Here is a 24,918-nt window from a genome sequence, read left to right on the forward strand (position 1 = left end):
CGATGACGGCCACGGCCGAGGAGGCACGATGCGCGCGATCCTGTTCGATGTGTTCGGTACCCTGGTGGACTGGCGTTCCAGCCTGATCGAGCAGTTCCAGGCGTTGGAGCGCGAACTCGGCGGGACCCTGCCCTGCGTGGAACTGACCGACCGCTGGCGCCAGCAATACAAGCCGGCGATGGACCGGGTACGCAACGGCCAGGCGCCCTGGCAGCACCTCGACCAGTTGCACCGGCAGAGTCTCGAGGCCCTGGCCGGAGAGTTCGGCCTGGCGCTGGACGAGGCCCTGCTGCAACGCATCACTGGCTTCTGGCACCGCCTGCGGCCGTGGCCGGACACGCTCGCCGGGATGCACGCGCTGAAGGCCGACTACTGGCTCGCCGCGCTGAGCAACGGCAACACCGCGCTGATGCTCGACGTCGCGCGGCACGCCGGGCTGCCCTGGGACATGCTGCTGTGCGCCGACCTGTTCGGCCACTACAAGCCCGACCCGCAGGTCTACCTCGGCGCCTGCCGCCTGCTCGACCTGCCGCCGCAGGAGGTGATGCTCTGCGCGGCGCACAACTACGACCTCAAGGCCGCGCGCGCCCTCGGCCTGAAGACCGCGTTCATCGCCCGGCCGCTGGAATACGGCCCCGGCCAGACCCAGGACCTCGCCGCCGAGCAGGACTGGGACCTGATCGCCAGCGACCTGCCGGACCTGCACCGGCAACTGGCGGCCTCGGCCTGACCGACTTCCTACTTCCTGCCCCTGAACCGCTCGCCCAACCCGCGCGCTACGGCGCGCCGGGAAAGGCGCGCGCAGCGCCGGCACGCGTCCGGCAGGAGCTTCGTCATGTCCGCGAAGGATACCCCGGCCACCCAGACCGCCGAGCCCGGTCGCGCACAACCGGTCGAAGTCCCCGGTGGCGGCCACTGGTGGCGCCGCCTGCTGGCCTTCGCCGGCCCCGGCTACCTGGTCGCGGTGGGCTACATGGACCCGGGCAACTGGGCCACCGACGTCGCCGGCGGCGCGCAACTGGGCTACCTGCTGCTCTCGGTAATCCTGCTCTCCAGCCTGATGGCGATGCTGCTGCAGGCGCTGTCCGCGCGCCTGGGCATCGCCAGCGGCCTGGACCTGGCCCAGGCCTGCCGCGAACGCTACTCGCCGAGCACCTGCCGCCTGCTGTGGCTGGCCTGCGAGACGGCGATCATCGCCTGCGACCTGGCCGAGGTGATCGGCACCGCCATCGCCCTGAAGCTGCTGTTCGGCCTGCCGCTGGCCTGGGGCGCGTTGCTCTGCGTGGCCGACGCGCTGCTGGTGCTGGTCCTGATCGGACGTGGCCAGCGGCCGCTGGAGGCCTTCGTGGTGGCGTTGCTGACACTGATCTTCGCCTGCTTCGCGGTACAGTTGCTGCTCTCGCGTCCCGAACTCGGCGAGGTGCTCCAAGGGTTCTTGCCGAGCCCGCGGGTGCTCAGCGATCCGGCTGCCCTGTACCTGGCGATCGGCATCGTCGGCGCGACCGTCATGCCGCACAACCTCTACCTGCATTCCTCGCTGGTGCAGAGCCGCGCCTACCCGCGCAGCCTTGCCGGCAAGCGCCAGGCGCTGCGCTGGGCGGTGGCCGACAGCAGCCTGGCGCTGACCCTGGCGCTGCTGGTCAACGCGGCGATCCTGATCGTCGCCGCCAGCGTGTTCCACCGCAACGGGCACACCGAGGTGGTCGATATCGAGCAGGCCCACGCGCTGCTCTCGCCATTGCTCGGCCTGGAACTCGCCTCGCTGCTGTTCGCCGTGGCGCTGCTCGCGTCCGGCCTCAACTCGACGGTCACCACCACCCTGGCCGGGCAGATCGTCATGGAGGGCTTCCTCCGCCTGCGCCTGGCGCCCTGGGCGCGGCGCCTGCTGACCCGTGGCGTCGCAGTGCTGCCGGTGCTGCTGGTGACCCTGCTCTACGGCGAGGACGGCACCGCGCGGCTGCTGATCTTCAGCCAGGTGATCCTGTCGATGCAGTTGCCGCTGGCAGTGATCCCGCTACTACAGTTCGTTTCCGACCGGCGCCTGATGGGCCCGCTGGCGATCGGCGCCGGGACCCGGTGGCTGGCCTGGGCGGTAGCGCTGGCGATCGTCGGCCTGAACCTGCAACTGCTGACCGACTTCGCGTTCGGCTGAGCATTGCCTGAGGGCACGCTGCGCGGTGCGGGACGCGCACTCAGGCAATGCTCAGCCATCGAGACCGCGGGGAAAACGGTCGGCCACCAGGTTCAAGGCGATGCCGTGCTCCAGGCAGGCCTTGAGTCCGGCCAGCACCAGGGTGAAACCTTCGGTGGCGTCGACCACCCGCGGGATGACCTCTTCCGGGGTGCCGACGAAACCGCTGTTGCGGATGCTGACGAAGGTTCCGGCGCCGGGCAGTTCCTCGAACAGCCACTCCACCTGGGAAGGGTTGCTCTCGCCATTCGGCCATTCGATGAGGATGCGGCGGTTCGTTTGCAGGTCTTTCACTTCGATTTCCTGGGAAACCCCGTACATGTCCCAGTGCCAGCGCAGCCGTTTCCCGGCTTCGAGGCGGGCATCGCCGCGGCTGAACCAGAACCTGGCGGTGATGGCCGGATCGACGAAGGCTTCGAAGACCTCGGCGATGGGGCGGCGGATCAGCATTTCCGCCTTGGCGACGACCTGTGCGACGGCAGTCATGGCAAGTCCTCCATGGGGGTGGGCAAGGGAGCGGCCGCCGCATCGGGCGGCCGCTCGCGGTTAATGGCTCAGGCCGGGTATTTCTCGTTCAGAGCGTAGAGGATCGCCGCCGTCTCCACATCCAGCGCGCCGTCGTAGTTCTCCGGGCGGAAATGCATCTGGAAGGCGCGCAGCAGGCTGGTGAAGTAGGCATCGTCGACCGTCGCCGGCAGCGCATAGCCGTACAGGCGGAACGCCTCCAGCAGGTCGGCGCGCGGCGGCAGGCCGTCGCGCTCGAAGCCTTCGCGATAGCGATCGCGGGTGGCGTCGTCGTACCAGGCGCCGATACCGGCCTCGTAGAGTTCCTTCCAGGGCAGCTTCGGACCCGGGTCGGACTTGCGCCCGACGGCGATGTCGGAGTGGCCGACCACGTTCTTCGGGGTCATGTCCGGGTAGCGCTGCAGGATGTTCTTCGCCAGTTGCTTGAGTGCGTTGATCTGCGAGCGCTCGTAGTCGGGGAAGGTGAACACGCCGTCGTCGTCGCGGGCGAGGTTGACGATCTCGATGCCGATGGAGGTGTCGTTGAGGTTGTCGCGGCGCGCCCAGCCGCTGACGCCGGCGTGCCAGGCGCGGTCTTCCTCGGCGACCAGGTTGAAGATGCGCTGGCCCTTGAAGCCGGCGGCCTTGTAGCTGGGGTCGTGCGGCGCCGGGATCAGGTAGTGGGCGCTGGCGGCGCCGGTGGTCAGCGCCTTGACCGAGGCGGCGAAGTCGAGCGCGGTGTAGTGCAGCACCAGGAAGCGCACGCGTTTGCCGTAGGGGGTAGTGGTGCGATAGCTGTTGTAGTCGATGGTCAGCATGGTTTTCACCTTTTTGCGGATGATGGAAAGCCCCCGGCCACAGGCTCGCCTGTAGCTAGGGACGTCGATGCAGCGATGAGGTTCAGGGGCCGGCCAAGGAAACGCGGGCCCCGGCTAAACCGGAAGGAAGAAGACCGGGCATAAAAAAGCCCGGCACGCGGCCGGGCAAAAGGGATACACCAAAGGCAAGCCCCAGCGAACTGGGGTACGGGGGCTCACCGAGGCCACTGAACGATGGCGTTATGACAGCACCCGGCACAACCGAACTTTAAGTTGGCCGGACGCCGTGCGGGCGCACCCCAGAGCCTTTCGCAGCGGTCGCCGCCCGCTGCGTCCGGTTGCGCGGCGGGCGGAAACGACGAAGCCCGGCGCTGGGGCCGGGCTTCGAGGGCGACCACGGGAAACGTGATCATGGGAAAAAACTACCGCGAGCGTCCCGCCGCGTGCAACACCGTTCGTCCGTTGGCCGCTCTACTTTGCACTTCTTCACAAAGTTCACCAATAGCCATACAGACCCTCGACAGAGCGGCTACTACTCTATCCACGCCAGGTCCGATTGCTCCTCCATCTCCTGGCATTCCCGGCCACTGTCCACCCCCGCACAGTGGCTTTTTTTCGCCTGCGCCTAGCGTCGAGCCAGCGGCGCCTCGTCCCGCGCCAGCATCAGCGCCAGGATGCAGCCGAGGAGGAACGCCTGCAGCGCCAGGCGAGCGGCCAGCAGCGTCGGCGGGAAGGATGGGAACAGGTCGGGGTGCTGCCACATGTAGAGGTTGGCCGGGGTCACGCAGAGGGTCAGGATGAACAGCCCGCACGCCGCCAGCCGGCGCCATGCCGGCACCAGCAGGGCGGCGGCGCCGAGCAGTTCGAAGACCCCGCTGACCCACACCGCCGCCAGCGGCCAGGGCACGTAGGGCGGGACGATGCCGACGAAGAAATCGGTGAAGACGAAGTGGCCAAGCCCACCCAGCAGGAACCAGGCGGACACGAAGGCCACGAGCAGCGTGCGAGCGGGCGACGGCATGGATAACCTCGGCGGGGCGATGGAACGGCAATCCTGCCACGCGCCGCCGACGCCAGGCCCATAACCTTTGCCCGGTTGGCAGGCGTCCGCCGAAACAAATGCTCAAACATTCCCGCCGCCGGGGCGACATCTGCTCAAAAAATGTCCTGGCCTTTCTTCGTCGAAAGACATACAATCCGGGACTGCGTACCAAACTGAAAGTCAATCAGGCTTTACCCCACGACCGGGCCCACAGATGAAAAGGGCTCTACCATCAGGGTTACAGCCTTCCGATGGTTCTTCGGTCGCCACTCTTCTGAAGCAATCCCCTGCCACGCAGGGCCGATGGGAAGACCGGCGTCCCGCAATACCACCCGCAGATTGATCAGGATCCTGGCCTGGAAACTTTCCTGCCAATCGATCCTCTGATTAGTACCTGAACTGCCAGCTTGCTCTTTTCGAAAAAAGCCGGCATAACCAGTACGTTCCCCCGACACAAAGCTTTCTTGGCACTGTCACGGAGCGGGAACATTTGCAATATACGCTGCTCCATAAGCGTGAAAGTAAAGGAACATAAGAATATGTCTATTCAACATCGTACTCAGGATGCAATTCGCACCCTAACCGCCGCATTTGCGCCGTTCGACTGCCTGATCCAGGCAACTCGTAAAGGAAACTTCAGTTTCACCATCGTTGACCAGCATGGCGTGGCCTGCCACAGCGAGCGCCTGTATCCGGAGCAGTACGACGACTCCGGCAAAATGGAAGAAGTGATCAATCGAGTTCGCAAGAAAACACTGGCTGCCTGAATCATGCAAGCATCAGCGCGAATGCAAGGAAAAGCCCCGTCCCCGACGGGGCTTTTTTGTGGGACAGCGAAAAGTACAGGTTAAGTTGAAGAAAGTTCCCACGCAGGAAATAAATATTTACTTATTCCTTTTTAAATATTTCCTCGCCAACTTCGTCATATTCCCGCGGCCAGGGGAAACAAGCGCAGGCCGTTTCTCCCGTACTCCACTCAGACGATCGCCAGGTTTCGCTTGCGGGTAGGCGGCGGAAACGCCTGGTCGAGCGCCCGCAGGTCATCGGCGCTCAGTTCCAGGTCGGCCGCCGCTGCATTCTGGCGGATGTGAGCGGACGTCACCGCCTTCGGGATCGCGATCACCCCCTGCTCCAGTAGCCAGGCCAGGGCGACCTGGGCGCTGCTGGCGTCGTGGCGCGCGGCGATCTCGCCGAGCGCCGGGTGCCGTAGCAGCCTGCCGCCCTGCCCCACCGGACAGTAGGCCATCACCGGCATGCCGCGCTCCTGGCACCAGGGCAGCAGGTCGTATTCGATGCCGCGTTCCTCCAGGTTGTACATCACCTGGTTGGTGGCACAGGCGCTGCCGTCCAGCTCGTACATGTCGCCCAGGTCGAAGTTGGACACGCCCCAGCGCAGGATCTTGCCCTGGTCGCGCAACCGCTCGAAGGCTTCGATGGTTTCCTCCAGCGGATACCGGCCCTGCCAGTGCAGCAGGTAGAGGTCGATGGTTTCGCAACCGAGCCGGCGCAGGCTGCGCTCGCAGGCCGCCGGCAGACCCTTGCGGCTGGCGTTGTGCGGGTAGACCTTGCTGACCAGGAAGACCTCTTCGCGGCGTCCCGCGATAGCCGCGCCGACCACGTCCTCGGCGCCGCCCTCGGCGTACATCTCGGCGGTATCGATCAGCGTCATCCCCAGCTCGATGCCTTCGCGCAGCGCCGCGACCTCGCGCTTGCGTTCGCCGGGCTGCTCGCCGATATGCCAGGTACCCTGACCGATGGCGGCGACCTCCTGGCCATCGATCAGCGTGAGCGTTTTCATGCAGCGTCTCCTGTGGTGAATGGACGGGGCCTCATGCCCAGGGATCATAGCTGCCGAAGCTCCAGACGTGGCCCTCCGGATCGCGGCAAGTGAAGCCGCGACCGCCGTAGTCCTCGTCCTTGATGTCGATGACGATCTCGGCGCCGGCGGCCTGGGCGCTGCGGAACAGGGCGTCGGGATCGGCGACCACCAGGTAGAGGCTCTGGGTATTGCCGCCGGCTTCGTCGACGTGCCGCATCAGCCGACCGTAGGCGTTGTCGCGGACGCTCGAGCCGAGCATCAGCATGCCGTTGGCGCCGTTCGGGCTGGCGTAGGTCAACTCGGCGTGGAGCACCTGTCCGTCCTCGCCGGGCACCACCAGCTTGCGCTGGAAGCCAAAGGTCCGGCACAGCCAGTCGATGGCGGCCGGCGCATCGCGGTAACGCAGGCAGGGAATGACGCTGGCGACGGTGTTGCTGGCGGGCGTGTGCATGGCGCATACCTCCGGGGGAAAGCACGACCACCAGCATAGACGCTGGACCGGACCGCCCCCGAGGCACGGATGGGCGGCGCGCCCTTCAGCGCAGCAGCGCCAGCACCCCGCCGAGCAACGGCACTCCGGCGGCGCAAGGCAATGCCCAGCGTGGCCGCCAGGCGAGCAGCAGGACCAGCGTGCCGGCCGCCAGCATCAGCAGGCAGGACCAGAAGACGATGCCGATCTCCACGCCCTGCCGGTGGATCGAGAAGGCCAGTGCCAGGCCCAGGTCGAGCAGCGCCACGCCGCGTAGCAGAAGCACCCGGGGAGCCGACGGCTCGTGGCCGAGGAGGTTCTTGTGGTGGCGGTTCATGGCCAGGCAGAGAGCGGTGAAAGCCAGCAGGTTGAGGCCGAAGACCAGCAGCATCAGGCCACCTCCTGGACGTTCAGGCGTCGCCGGACGGGCTTGCTCGACGCTTGCCGACGTCGCCAACCTAGCCAGGCGCAGAGCAGGCCGAGGCCCAGCAGGCTGAGGTCGACGCCGGCCAGCACCCAGTCGCCGCGCTGCAGGCTGGCCAACAGGTTGCCTTCCGGGCTACGCAGCAGGCCGAGCAGCGGCAGGCCCAGCGCCAGCACGGCGGCGAGGCGCAGTTGCGTGCGACCGAGGGTCCCGCTGTTGCGGCGGACGATGGCCCACAGCGCGACCAGCGCCCAACTGGCGCAAAACACGCGGATCTCCCAGGTGTCGCGGCCGGCCAGTTGCGTCGGCAGCAGGCGGTTGCCCCACAGCAGCGCCAGGCTGGCCAGCGGCAGGCCGCCGCAGACCGCCAGGTTCAGCGCCCGCACCAGACCAACGCCACGACTGCCGCGGACCTCGCGCTTGGCCAGCCAGACCTGCAACCCGCCGAAGATCATCATCGCCCCGGACAGCCCGAGCAACAGGTACATCCAGCGCACCAACTGGCCGCCCCACTGGATCATGTGCAGGCCGGTCAGCCAGCCGTAGGTGGCGTAGCCGGGCGCATAGGACGGCTGGGCATGCAGCAGTTCGCCGCTGGAGGCATCGAAGTTGACCGTGCGCTGGTCGTCGAGGATGCGCGAGGCGTCGCGCCGGCGGATGTCCACGGTGGCCGCCTCGTCATAGGGATGGTGGACGCTGATCCAGCCCGGCGCGCCGCCGTCGCCCCAGACCTTGCCGGCCTCGACGATCAGGCCGTCGATGGACGCCGGCGGCCCCGCCGGGCGGCCGACTTCCTCGCGTTCGTAGGAGCCCTGCACTTCATGGAAGAAGCGCTCGCCATCGTTCTGGTAGACCACCTGCAGGCCCGCCTGCATGTAGTAGACGATGAAGATCACCAGGCCGGTGTAGGCGATCATCAGGTGGAACGGCAGGCCGATCACCCCCAGCACGTTGTGCGCGTCGAGCCAGGCGCGCTGCCGCGCCGCCTGCGGGCGCAGGGTGAAGAAGTCCTTGAAGATCCGCCGGTGCACGATGGTCCCGCTGACCAGCGCCACCAGCATCAGCATCCCGGCGATGCCGACGATGTACAGGCCGACCATGCCGGCGTGCAGGTCGTAGTGCAGGGTGAAGAAGAACTCGCCGCCGACTGTCTTCGGCAGCGGCTGGCCGCTCACCGCGTCCAGCTGAAAGACCTTGAACTCGCTGCCGTCGCGCGGCTCCCAGCCGGCGTTCCAGTAGGGCGCCCGCTCGCTCGGCGGCAGCATCCACCAGGCATGGGCATCGGGGGCGCGCTGGCGCAACCAGTCGCGCACCTGGTCGGCGCCCAGCGACTGCGCGCCGGGCAGGTGCAGGTCCGGCTGCATCCAGCGGGTCAGCTCCTTGTCGAAGCTGGCCAGGCTGCCGGCGAAGACGATGACGAACAGCAGCCAGCTGACCAGCAGCCCCGACCAGGTATGCAGGCCGGACATCGATTGACGCAGGTTCATGGACGCGCTCCGTAGTCGAGGCCGAGCCAGGCCAGGCCGCCCAGCGCCAGGCTGGCCAGCGCCAGCACCCAGCAGGCGCGCCAGGCGCTGCGCGCGGCGAAGGCGTAGACGATGGCCGCGACCCACACGGCGAAGCAGCCGAGGCTGCCGAACGAGACCCGGTCGGGACGCGGCAGCGGCAGGTAGATGCTCAGGCAGGCGGTGACCGCATAGGCCAGCGCGTAGCCAAGCAGGACCGCGACGAGGATGCGGCCGGTGACGGACAGTCCGCCGGCCAGGGCCTGGCTGGTCATGGGGTGGCGTCCCGGGTGGAAACAGGGCCTTGCATCGTCGCTACCTCGTCTGGCTGGCACGGCGACGCCGCGCTCGCGGGTGGCGAGGCGGTCGTCGATTCGGAAGGTTTGCGACTGTATCTCAATTACGTTCGCATTTGTACTTGCTCCGGACGACCGCCAGGTCGCGTCGCGCCAGGGATTGCCGGGGTCCGACGAGTGCGGGTCGTATCCCGTCGCATTCGTCCGCCGCGCCATACGTCCATCTCCGCTCTGCGCAAGCGCGCCGAGCTTGGTAATATCGGCTGTTTGCGGTTTCGGCTGGTCTCGCCGAAGGACATACCGGATGACTTCACCCTCCGCCCCAGACACCCAGCTCAGCCTGGCCATCGACCCGGCCCGGCCGTATGCGCGGCTGACCCTCGGCAGCCACGTGCACAGCGGCTACGACCTGCGCAGCGGACGCATGCAGAGCATTTCCCGGCACCGTGCGGCGCTGGCCTTCATCTATGCCGGCGAGGCGGTTTCCGGGCGTCCCGGCAGCGAGCCACGGGAGGCCCAGCGGCGTATCGAACGGCGTCCGGCGCACGAGCAGGAATACCGCGAGACCCTGCGCCGCCTCGGCTTCAAGCCGGCGACCCGGCGCAGCGACGCGCTCGAGGAGAGCGCCGGCGAGATGTTCGAACTGCCCGGCGACAACGCCTGGCTGCACTTCATGCAGGACGACCTGCCGCGCCTGCGCCAGCAAGGCTGGTTCATCGACATCCGCGCCGACTTCGCCTACGACCTGACGCCCATCGACGCCTGGTACGCCGAGGTCGAGGAAGCCGACGACCGCCAGTGGTTCGAGCTGGAACTGGGCATCCAGGTCGCCGGCCAGCGGGTCAGCCTGCTGCCGGCGCTGACCGAACTGATCCGCCGCAGCCCGGCCCTGCTCGATCCGCGCGCCCTCGCCCGGCACGCCGACGAAGAGCAACTGGTGCTGCGCCTGGAACTCAACCCGCCGCTGCGCGTGGCGCTGCCCTTCGGCCGCCTGAAGCCGGTGCTGGCGGCGCTTTCCGACTTCTACCTGGGCGACCCCGAACCGCAGCGCAAGCTGCGCCTGGGCGCACCGGACGCGGCGCGCCTGGCCGATCTCGACGAGTTGCCGCTGGCCTGGGAAGGCGGCGACAACCTGCGCGACTTCGCCCGCCGCCTACGCAGTTTCCAGGCTCGTCCGGCGACCCCGCCACAAGGCCTGCGCGCCGAACTGCGGCCCTACCAGCTCGAAGGCCTGAGCTGGATGCAGACCCTGCGCGAACTCGACAGCGGCGGCGTGCTGGCCGACGACATGGGGCTGGGCAAGACCTTGCAGTCGCTGGCCCACGTGCTCCTGGAAAAGCAGGCCGGGCGGCTCGACACGCCGGCGCTGGTGGTGATGCCCACCAGCCTGATCCCCAACTGGCTGGACGAGGCCGAGCGCTTCGCCCCCGATCTGCGCGTGCTGGCCCTGCACGGCGCCGGCCGGCGCCGCGACTTCGCCCGCATCGACGAGCACGACCTGGTGCTGACCACCTATGCCCTGCTGCCACGCGACGCCGCCGAGCTGGGCAAGCGGCGGTTCCACCTGCTGATCCTCGACGAGGCGCAGAACATCAAGAACGCCACCACCAAGGCCGCCGTCGCCGCCCGCGAGCTGGCGGCACGGCATCGCCTGTGCCTGACCGGCACGCCGCTGGAGAACCACCTCGGCGAACTCTGGTCGCTGTTCCATTTCCTGATGCCCGGCTGGCTCGGCGACGCCCGCCAGTTCGCCCAAGACTACCGCACGCCGATCGAGAAGCACGGCGACGAGGCACGCCTCAGTCACCTGGCCGCGCGCCTGCGGCCGTTCCTGCTGCGACGGACCAAGGAACAGGTGGCCTCGGAACTGCCGCCGAAGAGCGAGTTCACCCAGTTCGTCGAACTCAGCGAGGCGCAACGCGAACTCTACGAGACCGTGCGCCTGGCGCTGGACCGCAAGGTCCGCGAGGAGATCGCCCGGCGCGGCCTGGCGCGCAGCCGCATCGTGATCCTCGAGGCGCTGCTCAAGCTGCGCCAGGTCTGCTGCGACACGCGCCTGCTGCAACGCCAGGAAGACGGCGCGCGCAGCGGCCGGGCGCTCAGCTCGGGCAAGCTGGCCTACCTGCTCGACATGCTCGACGAACTGATCGCCGAGGGTCGCCGGGTCCTGCTGTTCTCGCAGTTCACCTCGATGCTCGCGCTGATCGAGGACGCCCTGCGCCAGCGCGGCGTCGACTACGTCCTGCTGACCGGCGAGACCCGCGACCGCCGCGCCCCGGTACAGCGCTTCCAGAGCGGCAAGGTGCCGGTGTTCCTGATCAGCTTGAAGGCAGGCGGGGTCGGCCTCAACCTGACCGCGGCGGACACCGTGATCCACTACGATCCCTGGTGGAACCCGGCGGTGGAGAACCAGGCCAGCGACCGCGCCTACCGCATCGGCCAGGACAAGCCGGTGTTCGTCTACCGGCTGATCGCCCGCGGCACGGTGGAAGAGAAGATCCAGCACCTGCAGCAGGAAAAGGCCGCCCTCGCCGACGGCCTGTTCAGCGAAGGCAACGGTGACGGCTGGAAGCTCGACGAGGCCGATATCGACGCGCTGTTCGCGCCCTTGCCCAAGGCGCTCTGAGGGCCGCCCGGATTCAGCGCGCGACGCCGCGGTAGACGTAGGTCATCGGCCGCGGCCCGGGCAGGTAGCCCTGTTCCAGCTCGTCGATGCGAAAGCCGGCCTCGCGCAGCAAGGCCGGCATGTCGCGGTCCAGGTGGCAACCGCCGGCCAGCGGTTTCCACCAGGGCGTCAGGCGCCGTTGCCAGGCCAGCACCGAGGCGTCCGGCGCGCGCCCGTGCTCGCAGAACAGCAATTCGCCGCCACGCTTCAGCACCCGACGCATCTCGCCCAGCGCCGGCAGCGGCGCGGCGATGGAGCAAAGGGTGAAAGTGCAGACGATGGTGTCGAAGCTTTCCGCCTCGGCGCGGATCTCGCCAAGCTCGAGGGCGACCATTTCCACCGGGATGCCGATTTGCGCCGCGCGCTCGCGGGCCAGCGCCTGCATTTGCGCGGCCGGGTCGACGCCGACGATCGCCGACACCTTCGCCGCGTCGTAGAAGCCCAGGTTGAGCCCGGTGCCCAGACCGATCTCCAGCACCCGCCCATGGGCGCGCGGCACCAGCAGCGAACGCTGCTTCATCACGTCGCCCATGCCGCAGGCGAAGTCGATCAGGCGCGGCAACACGTAACGGTCATAGATGCCCACGAAACTCTCTCCTGGCACAGCGGCTGGAGGGGAAAGCATAGACCAGCGATGCATTAGACGATTGTCGACAATCAAGCGACGAATGATTGACCCCACGCAATCCAGGCGGTAGCTTTCGCAAACATTGTCGACACATCAACCCAGACAGCCAGTACCATGACCCAGAACCCGCCCCCTCTCGAAATTGCCCATGACGACGGCGAGACCTTGTCGGAACACGTCTTCCGCAAGATCCAGAGCGCCATCGTCAGCGGCGAGATCGCGCCGGGCAGCAAGATCTCCGAGCCGGAGCTGGCGCGCACCTACGGCATCAGCCGCGGCCCGCTGCGCGAGGCGATCCACCGCCTGGAAGGCCTGCGCCTGCTGGTGCGGGTGCCGCATGTCGGGGCGCGGGTGGTGTCGCTGAGCCACGCCGAGCTGATCGAACTCTACGAGATCCGCGAGTCCCTGGAAGGCATGGCCTGCCGACTGGCCGCCGAGCGCATGAGCCAGGCCGAGATCGACGAACTGCGCCGGGTGCTCGACACCCACGAGCGCGACGAGGCGTTCCAGGCCGGGCGCGGCTATTACCAGCAGGAAGGCGACTACGACTTCCACTACCGGATCATCCAGGGCAGCGGCAACGCCACCCTCACCCGCATGCTCTGCGGCGAGCTCTACCAACTGGTGCGGATGTACCGCATCCAGTACTCGACCACCCCGAACCGGCCGCGCCAGGCCTTCGCCGAACACCACCGCATTCTCGACGCCATCGCCGACCGTGACGGCGAACTGGCCGAGCTGCTGATGCGCCGCCACATCAGTGCGTCGCGCCGCAATATCGAGCGCCAGCTGGAACCCCAGCCGGCGAAGCTCGCCTCCGCTTCCTCCACCGTCTAAGAGGTCCGTGATGAGCCAGACGTCCCTTACCCCCGGCCAGCGCTTCCGCGAAGCCGTGGCCACCGAGCACCCGCTGCAGGTGGTCGGCACCATCAACGCCAACCACGCCCTGCTGGCCAAGCGCGCCGGCTTCAAGGCCATCTACCTGTCCGGCGGCGGTGTCGCCGCCGGTTCCCTGGGCCTGCCGGACCTGGGTATCAGCGGCCTCGACGACGTGCTCACCGACGTGCGCCGGATCACCGACGTCTGCGACCTGCCGCTGCTGGTGGACGTCGACACCGGCTTCGGCTCCTCGGCGTTCAACGTCGCCCGCACGGTGAAGTCGATGATCAAGTTCGGCGCCGCCGCGATGCATATCGAGGACCAGGTCGGCGCCAAGCGCTGCGGCCATAGGCCGAACAAGGAGATCGTCTCGCAGCAGGAGATGGTCGACCGCATCAAGGCCGCCGTCGATGCCCGCAGCGACGACTCCTTCGTGATCATGGCGCGCACCGACGCGCTGGCCGTGGAAGGCCTGCAGGCCGCCATCGACCGCGCCTGCGCCTGTGTCGAGGCCGGTGCCGACATGATCTTCCCGGAAGCCATGACCGAACTGGCCATGTACAAGGAATTCGCCGCCGCGGTGAAGGTGCCGGTGCTGGCCAACATCACCGAGTTCGGCGCCACCCCGCTGTTCACCACCGACGAACTGGCCTCCGCCGACGTGTCCCTGGTGCTCTACCCGCTGTCGGCCTTCCGCGCCATGAACAAGGCGGCGGAGAACGTCTACACCGCGATCCGTCGCGACGGCACCCAGAAGAATGTGATCGATACCATGCAGACCCGCATGGAGCTGTACGATCGCATCGATTACCACAGCTTCGAGCAGAAGCTCGACGCGCTCTTCGCGCAGAAGAAGAACGCCTGAACATCGAGCCCGGCGTGCGCCTGAGCGCCGGTCCGCGAACCCCGTGAAACCGAGTTGCAGCATCCAGAAAAAGTTCAAGAAAGGAGAGAGCAATGGCTGAAGCAAAAGTACTGAGTGGCGCCGGCCTGCGTGGCCAGGTGGCCGGTCAGACAGCCCTGTCCACCGTCGGCCAGGAAGGCGCCGGCCTGACCTACCGTGGCTACGACGTCCGCGACCTGGCGGCGGCGGCGATCTTCGAGGAAGTCGCCTACCTGCTGCTCTACGGCGAACTGCCGAACAAGCAACAGCTCGACGCCTACCTGAAGAAGCTCCAGGGCCAGCGCGACCTGCCGCAGGCGCTGAAGGAAGTTCTCGAACGGATTCCCAAGGACGCCCACCCGATGGACGTGATGCGCACTGGCGCCTCGGTCCTCGGCACCCTGGAACCGGAGCTGAGCTTCGACCAGCAGCGCGACGTCGCCGACCGCCTGCTCGCCGCCTTCCCGGCGATCATGACCTACTGGTACCGCTTCACCCACGAAGGCCAGCGCATCGACTGCAACAGCGACGAGCCGACCATCGGCGGGCACTTCCTCGCCCTGCTCCACGGCAAGAAGCCCAGCGAGCTGCACGTGAAGGTGATGAACGTCTCGCTGATCCTCTACGCCGAGCATGAGTTCAACGCATCCACCTTCACCGCGCGGGTTTGCGCCTCGACCCTGTCCGACCTCTACTCCTGCGTCACCGGCGCCATCGGCTCGCTGCGCGGCCCGCTGCACGGCGGCGCCAACGAGGCGGCGATGGAACTGATCGAACGCTTCTCTTCGCCGCAGGAAGCCACCGCCGAGCTGCTGAAGATGCTCGAGCGCAAGGACAAGATCATGGGCTTCGGGCATGCCATCTACAAGGATTCCGACCCACGCAACGAAGTGATCAAGGGTTGGTCGAAGCAGCTCGCCGACGAGGTCGGCGACAAGGTCCTGTTCGCGGTTTCCGAGGCCATCGACAAGACCATGTGGGAGCAGAAGAAGCTGTTCCCCAACGCCGACTTCTACCACGCCTCGGCGTATCACTTCATGGGCATCCCGACCAAGCTGTTCACGCCGATCTTCGTCTGCTCGCGGACCAGCGGCTGGACCGCCCACGTCTTCGAACAGCGCGCCAACAACCGCATCATCCGCCCGAGCGCCGAGTACACCGGCGTCGAGCAGCGCGCGTTCGTGCCGCTGGAGCAACGCTGATCCACGCCGTCCGGCGCGCCGAACGCTAGCGCGCCGGACGGTTGCCGCACCCAGAATTCGAAAGGCCGGCGTGGGCTGCGCCACGGCGCGAGCGACACGCTTCCGAACACCCCGTGATTGAGTCCGAGCCATGAACAGCGCACACCGCAAACCGCTCCCCGGCACCCGCCTGGACTACTTCGACGCCCGCGAGGCGGTCGAGGCAATCCAGCCCGGCGCCTACGCCAAGCTGCCCTATACCTCCCGCGTGCTCGCCGAGAACCTGGTGCGCCGCTGCGACCCGGCGACCCTGGAGGCTTCGCTGCGCCAACTGGTCGAGCGCAAGCGCGACCTCGACTTCCCCTGGTACCCGGCGCGGGTGGTCTGCCATGACATCCTCGGGCAGACCGCGCTGGTCGACCTCGCCGGCCTGCGCGACGCCATCGCCGACAAGGGCGGCGACCCGGCCCAGGTCAACCCGGTGGTGCCGGTGCAACTGATCGTCGACCACTCGCTGGCGGTGGAATGCGGCGGCTACGACCCCGAGGCCTTCGCCAAGAACCGCGCCATCGAGGACCGCCGCAACGAGGACCGCTTCCACTTCATCGACTGGACCAAGCAGGCCTTCCGCAACGTCGACGTGATCCCGCCGGGCAACGGCATCATGCACCAGATCAACCTGGAGAAAATGTCGCCGGTGATCCAGGCGCGCGACGGCGTGGCCTTCCCCGATACCTGCGTGGGCACCGACAGCCATACCCCGCACGTCGACGCCCTGGGCGTGATCGCCATCGGCGTCGGCGGCCTGGAAGCGGAAAACGTGATGCTCGGCCGCGCCTCCTGGATGCGCCTGCCGGACATCGTCGGCGTCGAGCTGAGCGGCCGTCGCCAGCCGGGCATCACCGCCACCGACGTGGTGCTGGCCCTGACCGAGTTCCTGCGCAAGCAGAAGGTGGTCGGCGCCTACCTGGAGTTCTACGGCGAAGGCGCCTCCAGCCTGACCCTCGGCGACCGCGCGACCATCTCCAACATGGCTCCGGAATACGGCGCCACTGCGGCGATGTTCGCCATCGACCAGCAGACCATCGACTACCTGCGCCTCACCGGCCGCGACGACGAGCAGGTCGCCCTGGTGGAGGCCTATGCGCGCACCGCCGGACTCTGGGCCGACAGCCTGGTCGACGCCGAGTACGAGCGGGTACTGAAGTTCGACCTGTCCAGCGTGGTGCGCAACATGGCCGGCCCGTCCAATCCGCACGCCAGGGTCGCCACCAGCGAACTGGCGGCGAAAGGCATCGCCGGCAACCTCGAGCGGGCCCGCGCCGAGGAAGCCGAGGGCCTGATGCCGGACGGCGCGGTGATCATCGCCGCGATCACCAGTTGCACCAACACCAGCAACCCGCGCAACGTGATCGCCGCCGGCCTGCTGGCGCGCAACGCCGACCGCCTCGGCCTGGTCCGCAAGCCATGGGTGAAGACCTCGCTGGCACCCGGCTCCAAGGTGGTCACCGAATACCTGCGCGAAGCCGGCCTGCTGCCGCACCTGGAAGCCCTCGGCTTCGGCGTGGTGGCCTACGCCTGCACGTCTTGCAACGGCATGTCCGGCGCCCTCGACCCGGCGATCCAGCAGGAGATCGTCGAGCGCGACCTGTACGCCACCGCGGTGCTCTCCGGCAACCGCAACTTCGACGGGCGCATCCACCCCTACGCCAAGCAGGCCTTCCTCGCCTCGCCGCCGCTGGTGGTGGCCTACGCCATCGCCGGGACCATCCGCTTCGACATCGAGCGCGACGTGCTCGGCGTGGTGGACGGCAAGGAGATCCGCCTGAAGGACCTCTGGCCGAGCGACGAGGAGATCGACGCGGTGGTCAGGGCGGCGGTGAAGCCCGAGCAGTTCCGCCAGGTCTACATCCCGATGTTCGACATCACCCACGGCGAGCGCGAGAAGGTCGACCCGCTCTACGCCTGGCGCCCGACGAGCACTTACATCCGCCGCCCGCCGTACTGGGAAGGCGCCCTCGCCGGCGAACGCACCCTGCGCGGCATGCGCCCGCTGGCGGTGCTGCCGGACAACATCACCACCGACCACCTGTCGCCGTCCAACGCGATCCTCGCCGACAGCGCGGCGGGTGAATACCTGGCGAAAATGGGCCTGCCCGAGGAGGACTTCAACTCCTACGCCACCCACCGCGGCGACCACCTCACCGCACAACGCGCGACCTTCGCCAACCCGAAGCTGTTCAACGAGATGGTGCGCAACGCCGACGGCAGCGTGAAGCAGGGTTCGCTGGCGCGGGTCGAGCCGGAAGGCAAGGTGATGCGCATGTGGGAAGCCATCGAGACCTACATGGAGCGCAAGCAGCCGCTGATCATCGTCGCCGGCGCCGACTACGGGCAGGGTTCTTCGCGCGACTGGGCAGCCAAGGGCGTGCGCCTGGCCGGGGTGGAGGCGATCGTCGCCGAGGGCTTCGAGCGCATCCACCGCACCAACCTGATCGGCATGGGCGTGCTGCCGCTGGAGTTCAAGCCGGGTACCACCCGCCTGACCCTGGGGATCGACGGCAGCGAGACCTTCGACGTGCTCGGCGCTCGCCGGCCGCGCGCCGACCTGACCCTGGTCATCCACCGGCGCGACGGGGAGCGGCTCGAAGTGCCGGTGACCTGCCGCCTGGACAGCGACGAGGAAGTCTCCATCTACGAAGCCGGCGGCGTACTGCAACGCTTCGCCCAGGACTTCCTGGAGGCGGCCGGCGCCTGATGGCGCCGGCGAAACACCCTGGTAGGACGGACGACGCATAGCGTCATCCGCCGACGACCGGCAGCGGCTGTCGAACGCAGCCGCTGCCCCTGAATTCGATTGCCGAGGACGACGACGCATGGCCCACCCACCCCAGATCCGCATCCCCGCCACCTACCTGCGCGGCGGCACCAGCAAGGGCGTGTTCTTCCGCCTGGAAGACCTGCCGGAATCCTGCCGGGTCCCCGGCGAGGCGCGCGATCGGCTGTTCATGCGGGTGATCGGCAGCCCCGACCCCTATGCCGCGCACATCGACGGGATGGGCGGCGCCACCTCCAGCACCAGCAAGTGCGTGATCCTCTCGAAGAGCAGCCAGCCGGGCCATGACGTCGACTACCTCTACGGCCAGGTCTCCATCGACAAGCCCTTCGTCGACTGGAGCGGCAACTGCGGCAACCTCTCCACCGGGGCCGGCGCCTTCGCCCTGCACGCCGGGCTGGTGGATCCGGCGCGGATACCGGAAGACGGCATCTGCGAGGTGCGCATCTGGCAGGCCAATATCGGCAAGACCATCATCGCCCACGTGCCGGTGAGCGGCGGCCAAGTCCAGGAAACCGGCGACTTCGAGCTGGACGGAGTGACCTTCCCGGCGGCCGAGATCGTGCTGGAGTTCCTCGACCCGTCCGACGACGGCGAGGACGGCGGCGCCATGTTCCCCACCGGCAACCTGGTGGACGATCTGGAGGTGCCGGGGGTCGGTACCTTCAAGGCGACCATGATCAACGCCGGGATTCCCACGGTGTTCGTCAATGCCGAGGAGATCGGCTACCGCGGCACCGAGCTGCGCGAAGAGATCAACGGCGACCCGCAGCAACTGGCGCGCTTCGAACGGATCCGCGTCGCCGGCGCCCTGCGCATGGGCCTGATCAAGACCCCCGAGGAAGCCGCGACCCGCCAGCACACGCCGAAGATCGCCTTCGTCGCCCCGCCCCGCGACTACCGCACCGCCAGCGGCAAGCTGGTGGCGGCCGGCGATATCGACCTGCTGGTCCGCGCGCTGTCCATGGGCAAGCTGCACCACGCGATGATGGGTACCGCGGCGGTGGCCATCGGCACCGCCGCAGCCATTCCCGGCACCCTGGTGAACCTCGCCGCCGGCGGCGGCGAACGCAGCGCGGTACGCTTCGGCCATCCCTCCGGCACCCTGCGAGTGGGCGCCGAGGCCAGCCAGGCGAACGGCGAATGGACGGTGACCAAGGCGATCATGAGCCGCAGCGCGCGAATCCTCATGGAAGGCTGGGTGCGCGTACCCGGCGACGCCTTCTGAACCGACCTATCCTTGCCCCGGCCTTCCGCCACCGCGAAAGGCCGGGGCGTCTTGCAGCCACGACAAGAAAAACCATCCCCGAACCAGCCTGACCCGAGAGGAAACCCACCACTTACGAACCACTGGAGTACGCGATGAGTGCCAACGTCGATCTCAACCAACGTCCCGACTACGACGCCGTCCTGCAGGACATCGCCGACTACGTGCTGGACTACCGCATCGATTCCACGGAGGCCCTGGACACCGCCCGCAACTGCCTGATGGATACCCTCGGCTGCGGCCTGCTGGCGCTGCGCTTCCCGGAATGCACCAAGCACCTCGGCCCGCTGGTCGAGGGCACCCTGGTCCCGCACGGCGCGCGGGTGCCGGGCACCTCCTTCCGGCTCGACCCGGTCAAGGCCGCCTGGGACATCGGCTGCATCGTCCGCTGGCTGGACTACAACGACACCTGGCTGGCCGCCGAGTGGGGCCATCCCTCGGACAACCTCGGCGGCATCCTCGCCGTCGCCGACCACCTCTCGCAGAAACGCCTGGCCAACGGCGAAGCGCCGCTGAGCATGCGCCAGGTACTGGAAGCGATGATCATGGCCCACGAGATCCAGGGCGTGATCGCCCTGGAGAACTCGTTCAATCGCGTCGGCCTCGACCATGTGCTGCTGGTCAAGGTCGCGTCCACCGCCGTCTGCGCCAAGCTGATGGGGGCCGACCGCGAGCAACTGCTGGCCGCCCTCTCCCACGCCTTCGTCGACGGCCAGGCCCTGCGCACCTACCGTCACGCACCGAACGCCGGCTCGCGCAAGTCCTGGGCCGCAGGCGACGCGACGAGCCGCGGCGTGCGCCTGGCGGACATCGCCTTGCGCGGCGAGATGGGCATCCCCGGCGTGCTCAGCGCGCCGCAATGGGGTTTCTACGATGTCCTGTTCAGCCACACCAGCAAGGACCTGGCGACCAAGCCCGAGGACAAGCGGCGCTTCAGCTTCCCCCAGGGCTACGGCAGCTACGTGATGGAAAACGTGCTGTTCAAGATCAGCTTCCCCGCCGAATTCCACGCGCAGACCGCCGCCGAGGCCGCCGTGCGCCTGCATCCGCTGGTGAAGGACCGCCTGCAACGGATCAGCCGCATCGTCATCACCACCCACGAGTCGGCGATCCGCATCATTTCCAAGGTCGGCCCGCTGGCCAACCCCGCCGACCGCGACCATTGCCTGCAGTACATGACCGCCGTGCCGCTGATCTTCGGCGACCTGGTGGCCGAGCACTACGAGGACGCCTTCCACGCCGCCCACCCGCTGATCGATCGCTTGCGCGAGAAAATGGAGATCGTCGAGGAGCCGCGCTACAGCCGTGAATACCTGGAGGCGGACAAGCGCTCCATCGCCAACGCCGTGGAAGTGTTCTTCGACGACGGCAGCAGCACCGGCCAGGTCGCCGTGGAGTACCCGCTCGGCCATCGCCGCCGGCGCGCCGAAGGCATCCCGCTGCTGCAGGAGAAGTTCAAGGCCAACCTGGCCACGCGCTTCCCGCCGCAGCGCTGCCAGAGGATCTTCGACCTGTGCAGCCACCAGGCATCGCTGGAAGCCACGCCGGTGAACCGCTTCATGGACCTCCTGGCGATCTGAGCGCGCCCGCCTGGAAGGCGCTGGGCGGCTGGCCGAGGACCCGGCGGAACATGGTCGAGAAGGCTGCCGGGCTCTGGTAGCCGCAGTCCAGGGCGATGGCGGTGACCGTTTCGCCGCCGGCCAGCCGCGCCAGTGCCTGCACCACGCAGGCGCGTTGCTTCCAGGCACCGAAGCTGAGGCCGGTGTAGCGACGGAAGGTGCGGTTGAAACTGCGCAGGCTGGTATGCAGCAACCCGGCCCAGCGTTCGGCGCTGGCGCGGATGTCGGGCTCGACGAGGAACGCCTCGCAGAGCGCCAGCCAGCGCGGCTCGGGCGGCAAGGGCACGTGCAGCGGCAGCGTCTCGGCCGCCGCCAGCTCATGGAGCAACAGCGTCGCCAACGCGCCGTCGCGACCTTCGGTGTCGTATTCCAGGGGCATGTCCACCGCCGCCAGCAACAGTTGCCGCAGCAGCGGCGACACCGCCAGCACCTGGCAGTGCGCCGGCATCGCCATGGCGCTGCCGGGCTCGATGTACAGGCTGCGGGTGCTCACCCCGAGCATTCGCACCTCGTGCTCGACGCCCGGCGGAATCCACACTGCGCGCTGTGGCGGCACCACCCAGCCGGCGTCGCCGGTACGCACCTGCATCACCCCGCTGGCACCGTACAGCAGTTGCGCGCGACGATGCCGATGGCGCGGCAGCAGGTAGCCGTCGGGATAGTCGGTACCCATGGCCACCACGGCCCGGGGCGTGGCGTCGTACTGCTCGATGGAAGCGTTGCGCATGGTCGAAGCACCTGGCCGAAACGCGAATAGTATTGGCCAACCTCGCGAAGCGGGCCAGCCCCGGGACGCCTAAGCTGGCCTTCCGCTCTCGCTCCGGAAACCCGCCATGTTCTATCTCCTGCTCTTTCTCTGCGGCTGCCTCACCGGGGTCAGCGCCGTGTTGTTCGGCTTTGGCGGCGGCTTCGTGGTGGTGCCGCTGCTCTATCACCTGCTGCAACTCGGTCGCGCCGCCGACGACCCGCTGGCCCAGGCGGCCATGCAGGTCGCGGTGGCCACCTCGACCTGCGTGATGATCGTCAACGCCGCCCTCGCCACCTATCGCCACCGGCGCGCCGGCAGCCTGCTGCGCGCCTATGTCTGGCCGCTGGGCGCGTACATCGGTATCGGCGCGGTGCTTGGCGCGGCGCTGGTCGGCCTGGCCAGCGGCGACTTCATTCGCCTGGCCTTCGTCGCCTACCTCGCCATCACCATCCTCGACTGCCTGTTGCGTCGCGGCTTCCTCAGCCGCGCCGAGGAGCGCCAGGCGCGGCCGCTGGGCGTCGGCGAGACGCGCCTGGGCGGAACGCTGATCGGTGCGATCGCCACCTTCCTCGGCGTCGGAGGCAGCGTGATGACCGTACCACTGCTGCGCCGCTGCGGGCTGAGCATGACCCAGGCGACCTCCATGGCCAACCCGCTGAGCCTGCCGGTGGCTCTTGGCGGCACCCTTACCTACCTGGTCCTGGCCGGCTACCAGGAGCAAGGCCTGGGCCGAGGCTTCGTCGGCTACATCGACCTGCTGGCCTTCGCCACCCTGGCCGGCGGCGGCTGGCTCGGCATCCGCCTGGCGACCCCGCTGATCGGGCGGATTCCCGATGCGCTGCATGCACGGGTGTACGTCGGCCTGCTGGCGGCGGTGATGCTGAGCATGCTGGCGGGCTGATGCCCCAGCCTGGGTAGGGCGAATAACGCCAACGGCGTTATCCGCCGGATGCACCGGACCGGATATCGGCGCAACGAAAAAAGGGCCTCGTCCGAGGCCCCTTTTCTTTTCCGGCGCTACACCGCTCAGGACGCCGCGCGGCTTACCGAGCCGGTGCCGGCAGGCTCCTTCGGCGCCAGGTTGAAGGCGTAGTACAGGACGGTCAGCAGCAGGATGAACGGCGGGCCGATGTAGAGGGCGATGCGGGTGTCCTCGAAGAAGGCCATCAGCACCACCACCATCACCAGGAACGCCAGCGCCAGGTAGGAACTGACCGGGTACAGCCACATGCGGTATTGCAGCTTGTCGCACTCGGCCGGGCTGAGCGTCTTGCGGAAGCGCAACTGGGCCAGCAGGATCATCGCCCAGGTCCAGATCGCGCCGAAGGTGGCGATGGAAGTCACCCAGACGAATACCTTCTCCGGCACCAGGTAGTTCAGCAACACGCCCAGCAGCAGCGCCAGGATCGACAGGATCAGCGCCCGGCGCGGTACGCCGCTGCGCGAGGCCTTGCCGAAGAAGGCCGGGGCCTGGCGATGCTGGGCCAGGCTGTAGAGCATGCGCCCGGTACTGAAGATGCCGCCATTGCAGGACGACAGCGCGGCGGTGATCACCACGAAGTTGATGATCCCGGCGGCGGTCTTGATGCCCATGCGCTCGAAGGTCATCACGAAGGGGCTGCCCTGGGTGCCGATCTCGTTCCACGGATAGAGCGACATGATCACGAACAGCGAGCCGACATAGAACAGCAGGATGCGCCAGAACACCGAGTTGATCGCGCTGGGAATGGTCTTGGTCGGGTTACGCGCTTCGCCGGCGGTGAGGCCGATCATTTCCACCCCGAGGTAGGCGAACATCACCATCTGCAGCGACATCAGCACGCCCTGGATGCCATTGGGCATGAAGCCGCCGTGGGCCCAGAGGTTGGAGATGCCGGTGGCGATGCCGTCGTTGCCGAAGCCGAAGGCGATCATGCCGATGCCGACCACCACCATCGCCAGGATGGTGACGATCTTGATCAGGGCGAACCAGAACTCGAACTCGCCGAAGGCACGCACCGCGATGAGGTTGATCGTGCCCATGCTCGCCAGGGCCGCCAGGGCCCAGATCCAGCGCGGCACGTCGGGGAACCAGATACCCATGTAGACGGCGACGGCGGTGATTTCGGCGACACAGGTCACCAGCCAGAGGAACCAGTAGTTCCAGCCGGTGATGAAGCCCGCCAGCGGGCCCAGGTAGTCCTTGGCGTACTGGCTGAAGGAACCGGCCACCGGATTGTGTACCGCCATCTCGCCGAGGGCGCGCATGATCACCAGGATCGCCAGGCCGCCGAGGATGTAGGAGATCATGATGGCCGGGCCGGCCATCTGGATGGCCTTCGCCGAGCCCAGGAACAGGCCGACGCCGATACAGGCGCCGAGCGCCATCAGGCGGATGTGTCGCTCACCGAGCTCGCGCTTCAGGGAGCCGTCTTGAACCTTCTGTTCGCCGACAGACGACATGGGAACAACCTCATTTTGTTATTGAGATAGATCAGTTGCGGACTCGCTCGTGCGGTCGGGGTAGGGAAGCGGATTTCACCAACGGCGCGGCCCCTGCGCGATACCGCACAGCGGGCGACGACGGGGCGTCATAGGTTCCAGGACTGCACACCGGAAGAGGCTGTCCGCTCTCGTGGAGCGAACGTGGGCATTGCGGGAGTCGACTACAACTGAGGTCGGGCCGGAGTTTTACACAAGATTTCAAGGCCGTCATGCCCCGCGATGGGGCAACTGGACCAAAGGCGTAAGGACCGCCAACGCTGAATGGATTCACTCCCTGGGCCGCGCGCGCAGCAGCAGGGACAGCGGCCGGCCGAGCCGGGAGTGGACGGTTTCGCGCTGGCCTTGCAGGCGCCAGCTGCGCTCGAGCAGCCGGCTGCGCTCCATGGGGTCAGCGCAGGGGTTCGCGGCAGCGGAGGTCGCGGTAGGGGCCGTCGAGCCTGACCCAGCCGTCTCCCGGCGAGGTCTGCATGCAGGCGACCTGGCCGTCGAGCTTGCTCTGCCATTTGTAGAAGGGCGCCGGCGCGGCCTGCGCCGCGAGGCCGGAGAAACCCGCCAGGACGACACCGACGAGAAGGGGGAAAAGTGTGCGCATCGACATTCCGGACCCGAAACACAAGGAACTCAGACAGACACTCTAACCCCTGCGCCACGCCGCTCCAA

23 protein-coding genes are annotated in these 24,918 nt (G+C 67.7%); 11 read left to right on the plus strand and 12 right to left on the minus strand.

Going from position 1 to position 24,918, the window contains the following annotated elements; genetic code table 11:
• The first annotated feature begins 28 nt into the window (after positions 1-28).
• Together ACM0M4_RS22660 and ACM0M4_RS22665 are read left to right on the plus strand one after the other, a co-directional pair.
• Positions 29-730 (plus strand): haloacid dehalogenase type II, encoded by a 702-nt coding sequence (locus ACM0M4_RS22660; RefSeq protein WP_003116497.1) that lies wholly within the window; start codon positions 29-31, stop codon positions 728-730.
• A gap of 105 nt (positions 731-835) precedes the next feature.
• Entirely contained in the window at positions 836-2,152 is a 1,317-nt protein-coding gene (locus ACM0M4_RS22665; RefSeq protein WP_042858432.1) for an Nramp family divalent metal transporter, read from the plus strand.
• A 51-nt stretch (positions 2,153-2,203) separates the two neighbouring features.
• Here ACM0M4_RS22665 and ACM0M4_RS22670 read toward each other — a convergent pair whose 3' ends face one another.
• The 3 genes from ACM0M4_RS22670 to ACM0M4_RS22680 form a co-directional block, all read right to left on the minus strand.
• Positions 2,204-2,677, minus strand: coding sequence for an SRPBCC family protein (locus tag ACM0M4_RS22670; protein ID WP_003145744.1), 474 nt, complete (start codon positions 2,675-2,677; stop codon positions 2,204-2,206).
• Positions 2,678-2,745: 68 nt separating this feature from the next.
• On the minus strand, positions 2,746-3,513 hold the full coding sequence (gene ampDh3, locus ACM0M4_RS22675; RefSeq protein WP_003106625.1) for an N-acetylmuramoyl-L-alanine amidase AmpDh3: 768 nt from the start codon (positions 3,511-3,513) through the stop codon (positions 2,746-2,748).
• 625 nt (positions 3,514-4,138) lie between these two features.
• The gene (locus ACM0M4_RS22680) at positions 4,139-4,534 is read right to left on the minus strand and encodes a DoxX family protein (RefSeq protein ID WP_003106627.1); all 396 of its coding nucleotides are present in this window, start codon (positions 4,532-4,534) and stop codon (positions 4,139-4,141) included.
• Positions 4,535-5,094: 560 nt separating this feature from the next.
• On the opposite strand from ACM0M4_RS22680, the gene ACM0M4_RS22685 reads away from it, so the two are divergent.
• Positions 5,095-5,322, plus strand: a complete 228-nt coding sequence (locus ACM0M4_RS22685; RefSeq protein ID WP_003085644.1) for a hypothetical protein — start codon at positions 5,095-5,097, stop codon at positions 5,320-5,322.
• Between the two features lie 209 nt (positions 5,323-5,531).
• Here the strand turns inward: ACM0M4_RS22685 and ACM0M4_RS22690 are convergent, their stop codons facing one another.
• The 5 genes from ACM0M4_RS22690 to ACM0M4_RS22710 all read right to left on the minus strand — a co-directional run bounded on the left by ACM0M4_RS22690 (position 5,532) and on the right by ACM0M4_RS22710 (position 9,047).
• Entirely contained in the window at positions 5,532-6,353 is an 822-nt protein-coding gene (locus ACM0M4_RS22690; RefSeq protein ID WP_003118648.1) for an aldo/keto reductase, read from the minus strand.
• 31 nt (positions 6,354-6,384) lie between these two features.
• On the minus strand, positions 6,385-6,825 hold the full coding sequence (locus ACM0M4_RS22695; protein ID WP_003085641.1) for a VOC family protein: 441 nt from the start codon (positions 6,823-6,825) through the stop codon (positions 6,385-6,387).
• A gap of 85 nt (positions 6,826-6,910) precedes the next feature.
• Positions 6,911-7,234 carry a DUF3325 domain-containing protein gene (locus ACM0M4_RS22700; RefSeq protein WP_003114195.1) on the minus strand — a complete coding sequence of 108 codons (324 nt, stop codon included), beginning with the start codon at positions 7,232-7,234 and terminating at the stop codon, positions 6,911-6,913.
• The gene (locus tag ACM0M4_RS22705; RefSeq protein ID WP_003103038.1) at positions 7,234-8,754 is read right to left on the minus strand and encodes a PepSY-associated TM helix domain-containing protein; all 1,521 of its coding nucleotides are present in this window, start codon (positions 8,752-8,754) and stop codon (positions 7,234-7,236) included. The genes ACM0M4_RS22700 and ACM0M4_RS22705 overlap by 1 nt, the downstream gene beginning before the upstream one ends.
• Complete coding sequence (locus ACM0M4_RS22710) at positions 8,751-9,047, minus strand: DUF3649 domain-containing protein (protein WP_003085639.1); 297 nt, start codon at positions 9,045-9,047, stop codon at positions 8,751-8,753. Before ACM0M4_RS22710 ends, ACM0M4_RS22705 begins: the two co-directional genes overlap by 4 nt.
• A gap of 655 nt (positions 9,048-9,702) precedes the next feature.
• On the opposite strand from ACM0M4_RS22710, the gene ACM0M4_RS22715 reads away from it, so the two are divergent.
• Positions 9,703-11,694 (plus strand): DEAD/DEAH box helicase, encoded by a 1,992-nt coding sequence (locus tag ACM0M4_RS22715; RefSeq protein WP_003118645.1) that lies wholly within the window; start codon positions 9,703-9,705, stop codon positions 11,692-11,694.
• Between the two features lie 13 nt (positions 11,695-11,707).
• Here the strand turns inward: ACM0M4_RS22715 and ACM0M4_RS22720 are convergent, their stop codons facing one another.
• Positions 11,708-12,358 (minus strand): class I SAM-dependent methyltransferase, encoded by a 651-nt coding sequence (locus ACM0M4_RS22720; protein WP_003118644.1) that lies wholly within the window; start codon positions 12,356-12,358, stop codon positions 11,708-11,710.
• A gap of 117 nt (positions 12,359-12,475) precedes the next feature.
• Here ACM0M4_RS22720 and ACM0M4_RS22725 point away from each other — a divergent pair, with 117 nt between their 5' ends.
• The 6 genes from ACM0M4_RS22725 to prpD all read left to right on the plus strand — a co-directional run bounded on the left by ACM0M4_RS22725 (position 12,476) and on the right by prpD (position 20,987).
• A complete protein-coding gene (locus tag ACM0M4_RS22725) occupies positions 12,476-13,198 on the plus strand; it encodes a GntR family transcriptional regulator (protein ID WP_003085635.1) in 723 nt (240 codons plus the stop codon).
• 10 nt (positions 13,199-13,208) lie between these two features.
• Positions 13,209-14,105, plus strand: coding sequence for a methylisocitrate lyase (gene prpB / locus ACM0M4_RS22730; protein ID WP_003103044.1), 897 nt, complete (start codon positions 13,209-13,211; stop codon positions 14,103-14,105).
• A 92-nt stretch (positions 14,106-14,197) separates the two neighbouring features.
• Positions 14,198-15,325 (plus strand): bifunctional 2-methylcitrate synthase/citrate synthase, encoded by a 1,128-nt coding sequence (gene prpC / locus ACM0M4_RS22735; RefSeq protein WP_003103050.1) that lies wholly within the window; start codon positions 14,198-14,200, stop codon positions 15,323-15,325.
• A gap of 130 nt (positions 15,326-15,455) precedes the next feature.
• Positions 15,456-18,062, plus strand: a complete 2,607-nt coding sequence (gene acnD, locus ACM0M4_RS22740; RefSeq protein WP_003085627.1) for a Fe/S-dependent 2-methylisocitrate dehydratase AcnD — start codon at positions 15,456-15,458, stop codon at positions 18,060-18,062.
• 118 nt (positions 18,063-18,180) lie between these two features.
• Positions 18,181-19,368: a 2-methylaconitate cis-trans isomerase PrpF gene (gene prpF, locus ACM0M4_RS22745; RefSeq protein WP_003103056.1), complete on the plus strand. Its 1,188-nt coding sequence runs from the start codon at positions 18,181-18,183 to the stop codon at positions 19,366-19,368.
• A gap of 134 nt (positions 19,369-19,502) precedes the next feature.
• Entirely contained in the window at positions 19,503-20,987 is a 1,485-nt protein-coding gene (gene prpD / locus ACM0M4_RS22750; RefSeq protein ID WP_003103059.1) for a 2-methylcitrate dehydratase, read from the plus strand.
• Here the strand turns inward: prpD and ACM0M4_RS22755 are convergent.
• The gene (locus tag ACM0M4_RS22755; RefSeq protein WP_003103062.1) at positions 20,965-21,753 is read right to left on the minus strand and encodes an AraC family transcriptional regulator; all 789 of its coding nucleotides are present in this window, start codon (positions 21,751-21,753) and stop codon (positions 20,965-20,967) included. The genes prpD and ACM0M4_RS22755 overlap by 23 nt on opposite strands.
• Before the next feature lie 106 nt (positions 21,754-21,859).
• Between ACM0M4_RS22755 and ACM0M4_RS22760 the strand changes: the two genes are divergently transcribed.
• Positions 21,860-22,675: a sulfite exporter TauE/SafE family protein gene (locus ACM0M4_RS22760; RefSeq protein ID WP_003159593.1), complete on the plus strand. Its 816-nt coding sequence runs from the start codon at positions 21,860-21,862 to the stop codon at positions 22,673-22,675.
• Positions 22,676-22,800: 125 nt separating this feature from the next.
• Here the strand turns inward: ACM0M4_RS22760 and ACM0M4_RS22765 are convergent, their stop codons facing one another.
• Both ACM0M4_RS22765 and ACM0M4_RS22770 read right to left on the minus strand, forming a co-directional pair.
• On the minus strand, positions 22,801-24,216 hold the full coding sequence (locus ACM0M4_RS22765) for an amino acid permease (RefSeq protein ID WP_003103066.1): 1,416 nt from the start codon (positions 24,214-24,216) through the stop codon (positions 22,801-22,803).
• Positions 24,217-24,646: 430 nt separating this feature from the next.
• Entirely contained in the window at positions 24,647-24,856 is a 210-nt protein-coding gene (locus ACM0M4_RS22770) for a hypothetical protein (RefSeq protein WP_009875978.1), read from the minus strand.
• Positions 24,857-24,918: the final 62 nt, after the last annotated feature.

Source organism: Pseudomonas sp. 18-147, from assembly GCF_051048045.1.
Lineage (GTDB): Bacteria > Pseudomonadota > Gammaproteobacteria > Pseudomonadales > Pseudomonadaceae > Pseudomonas > Pseudomonas aeruginosa.

Excerpts from the sequence above, each read along its gene's own strand:
- ACM0M4_RS22710 (WP_003085639.1), bottom strand. The coding sequence starts at position 9,047 with ATGACCAGCCAGGCCCTGGCCGGCGGACTGTCCGTCACCGGCCGCATC.
- ACM0M4_RS22725 (WP_003085635.1), top strand. The coding sequence starts at position 12,476 with ATGACCCAGAACCCGCCCCCTCTCGAAATTGCCCATGACGACGGCGAG.
- prpD (WP_003103059.1), top strand. The coding sequence starts at position 19,503 with ATGAGTGCCAACGTCGATCTCAACCAACGTCCCGACTACGACGCCGTC.
- prpC (WP_003103050.1), top strand. The coding sequence starts at position 14,198 with ATGGCTGAAGCAAAAGTACTGAGTGGCGCCGGCCTGCGTGGCCAGGTG.
- ACM0M4_RS22695 (WP_003085641.1), bottom strand. The coding sequence starts at position 6,825 with ATGCACACGCCCGCCAGCAACACCGTCGCCAGCGTCATTCCCTGCCTG.
- ACM0M4_RS22665 (WP_042858432.1), top strand. The coding sequence starts at position 836 with ATGTCCGCGAAGGATACCCCGGCCACCCAGACCGCCGAGCCCGGTCGC.
- ACM0M4_RS22755 (WP_003103062.1), bottom strand. The coding sequence starts at position 21,753 with ATGCGCAACGCTTCCATCGAGCAGTACGACGCCACGCCCCGGGCCGTG.
- ACM0M4_RS22705 (WP_003103038.1), bottom strand. The coding sequence starts at position 8,754 with ATGAACCTGCGTCAATCGATGTCCGGCCTGCATACCTGGTCGGGGCTG.
- ACM0M4_RS22680 (WP_003106627.1), bottom strand. The coding sequence starts at position 4,534 with ATGCCGTCGCCCGCTCGCACGCTGCTCGTGGCCTTCGTGTCCGCCTGG.
- prpB (WP_003103044.1), top strand. The coding sequence starts at position 13,209 with ATGAGCCAGACGTCCCTTACCCCCGGCCAGCGCTTCCGCGAAGCCGTG.
- ACM0M4_RS22720 (WP_003118644.1), bottom strand. The coding sequence starts at position 12,358 with ATGCTTTCCCCTCCAGCCGCTGTGCCAGGAGAGAGTTTCGTGGGCATC.
- ACM0M4_RS22685 (WP_003085644.1), top strand. The coding sequence starts at position 5,095 with ATGTCTATTCAACATCGTACTCAGGATGCAATTCGCACCCTAACCGCC.
- prpF (WP_003103056.1), top strand. The coding sequence starts at position 18,181 with ATGGCCCACCCACCCCAGATCCGCATCCCCGCCACCTACCTGCGCGGC.
- ACM0M4_RS22765 (WP_003103066.1), bottom strand. The coding sequence starts at position 24,216 with ATGTCGTCTGTCGGCGAACAGAAGGTTCAAGACGGCTCCCTGAAGCGC.
- ACM0M4_RS22715 (WP_003118645.1), top strand. The coding sequence starts at position 9,703 with ATGTTCGAACTGCCCGGCGACAACGCCTGGCTGCACTTCATGCAGGAC.
- ampDh3 (WP_003106625.1), bottom strand. The coding sequence starts at position 3,513 with ATGCTGACCATCGACTACAACAGCTATCGCACCACTACCCCCTACGGC.
- ACM0M4_RS22760 (WP_003159593.1), top strand. The coding sequence starts at position 21,860 with ATGTTCTATCTCCTGCTCTTTCTCTGCGGCTGCCTCACCGGGGTCAGC.
- ACM0M4_RS22660 (WP_003116497.1), top strand. The coding sequence starts at position 29 with ATGCGCGCGATCCTGTTCGATGTGTTCGGTACCCTGGTGGACTGGCGT.
- acnD (WP_003085627.1), top strand. The coding sequence starts at position 15,456 with ATGAACAGCGCACACCGCAAACCGCTCCCCGGCACCCGCCTGGACTAC.
- ACM0M4_RS22670 (WP_003145744.1), bottom strand. The coding sequence starts at position 2,677 with ATGACTGCCGTCGCACAGGTCGTCGCCAAGGCGGAAATGCTGATCCGC.
- ACM0M4_RS22700 (WP_003114195.1), bottom strand. The coding sequence starts at position 7,234 with ATGCTGCTGGTCTTCGGCCTCAACCTGCTGGCTTTCACCGCTCTCTGC.
- ACM0M4_RS22690 (WP_003118648.1), bottom strand. The coding sequence starts at position 6,353 with ATGAAAACGCTCACGCTGATCGATGGCCAGGAGGTCGCCGCCATCGGT.
- ACM0M4_RS22770 (WP_009875978.1), bottom strand. The coding sequence starts at position 24,856 with ATGTCGATGCGCACACTTTTCCCCCTTCTCGTCGGTGTCGTCCTGGCG.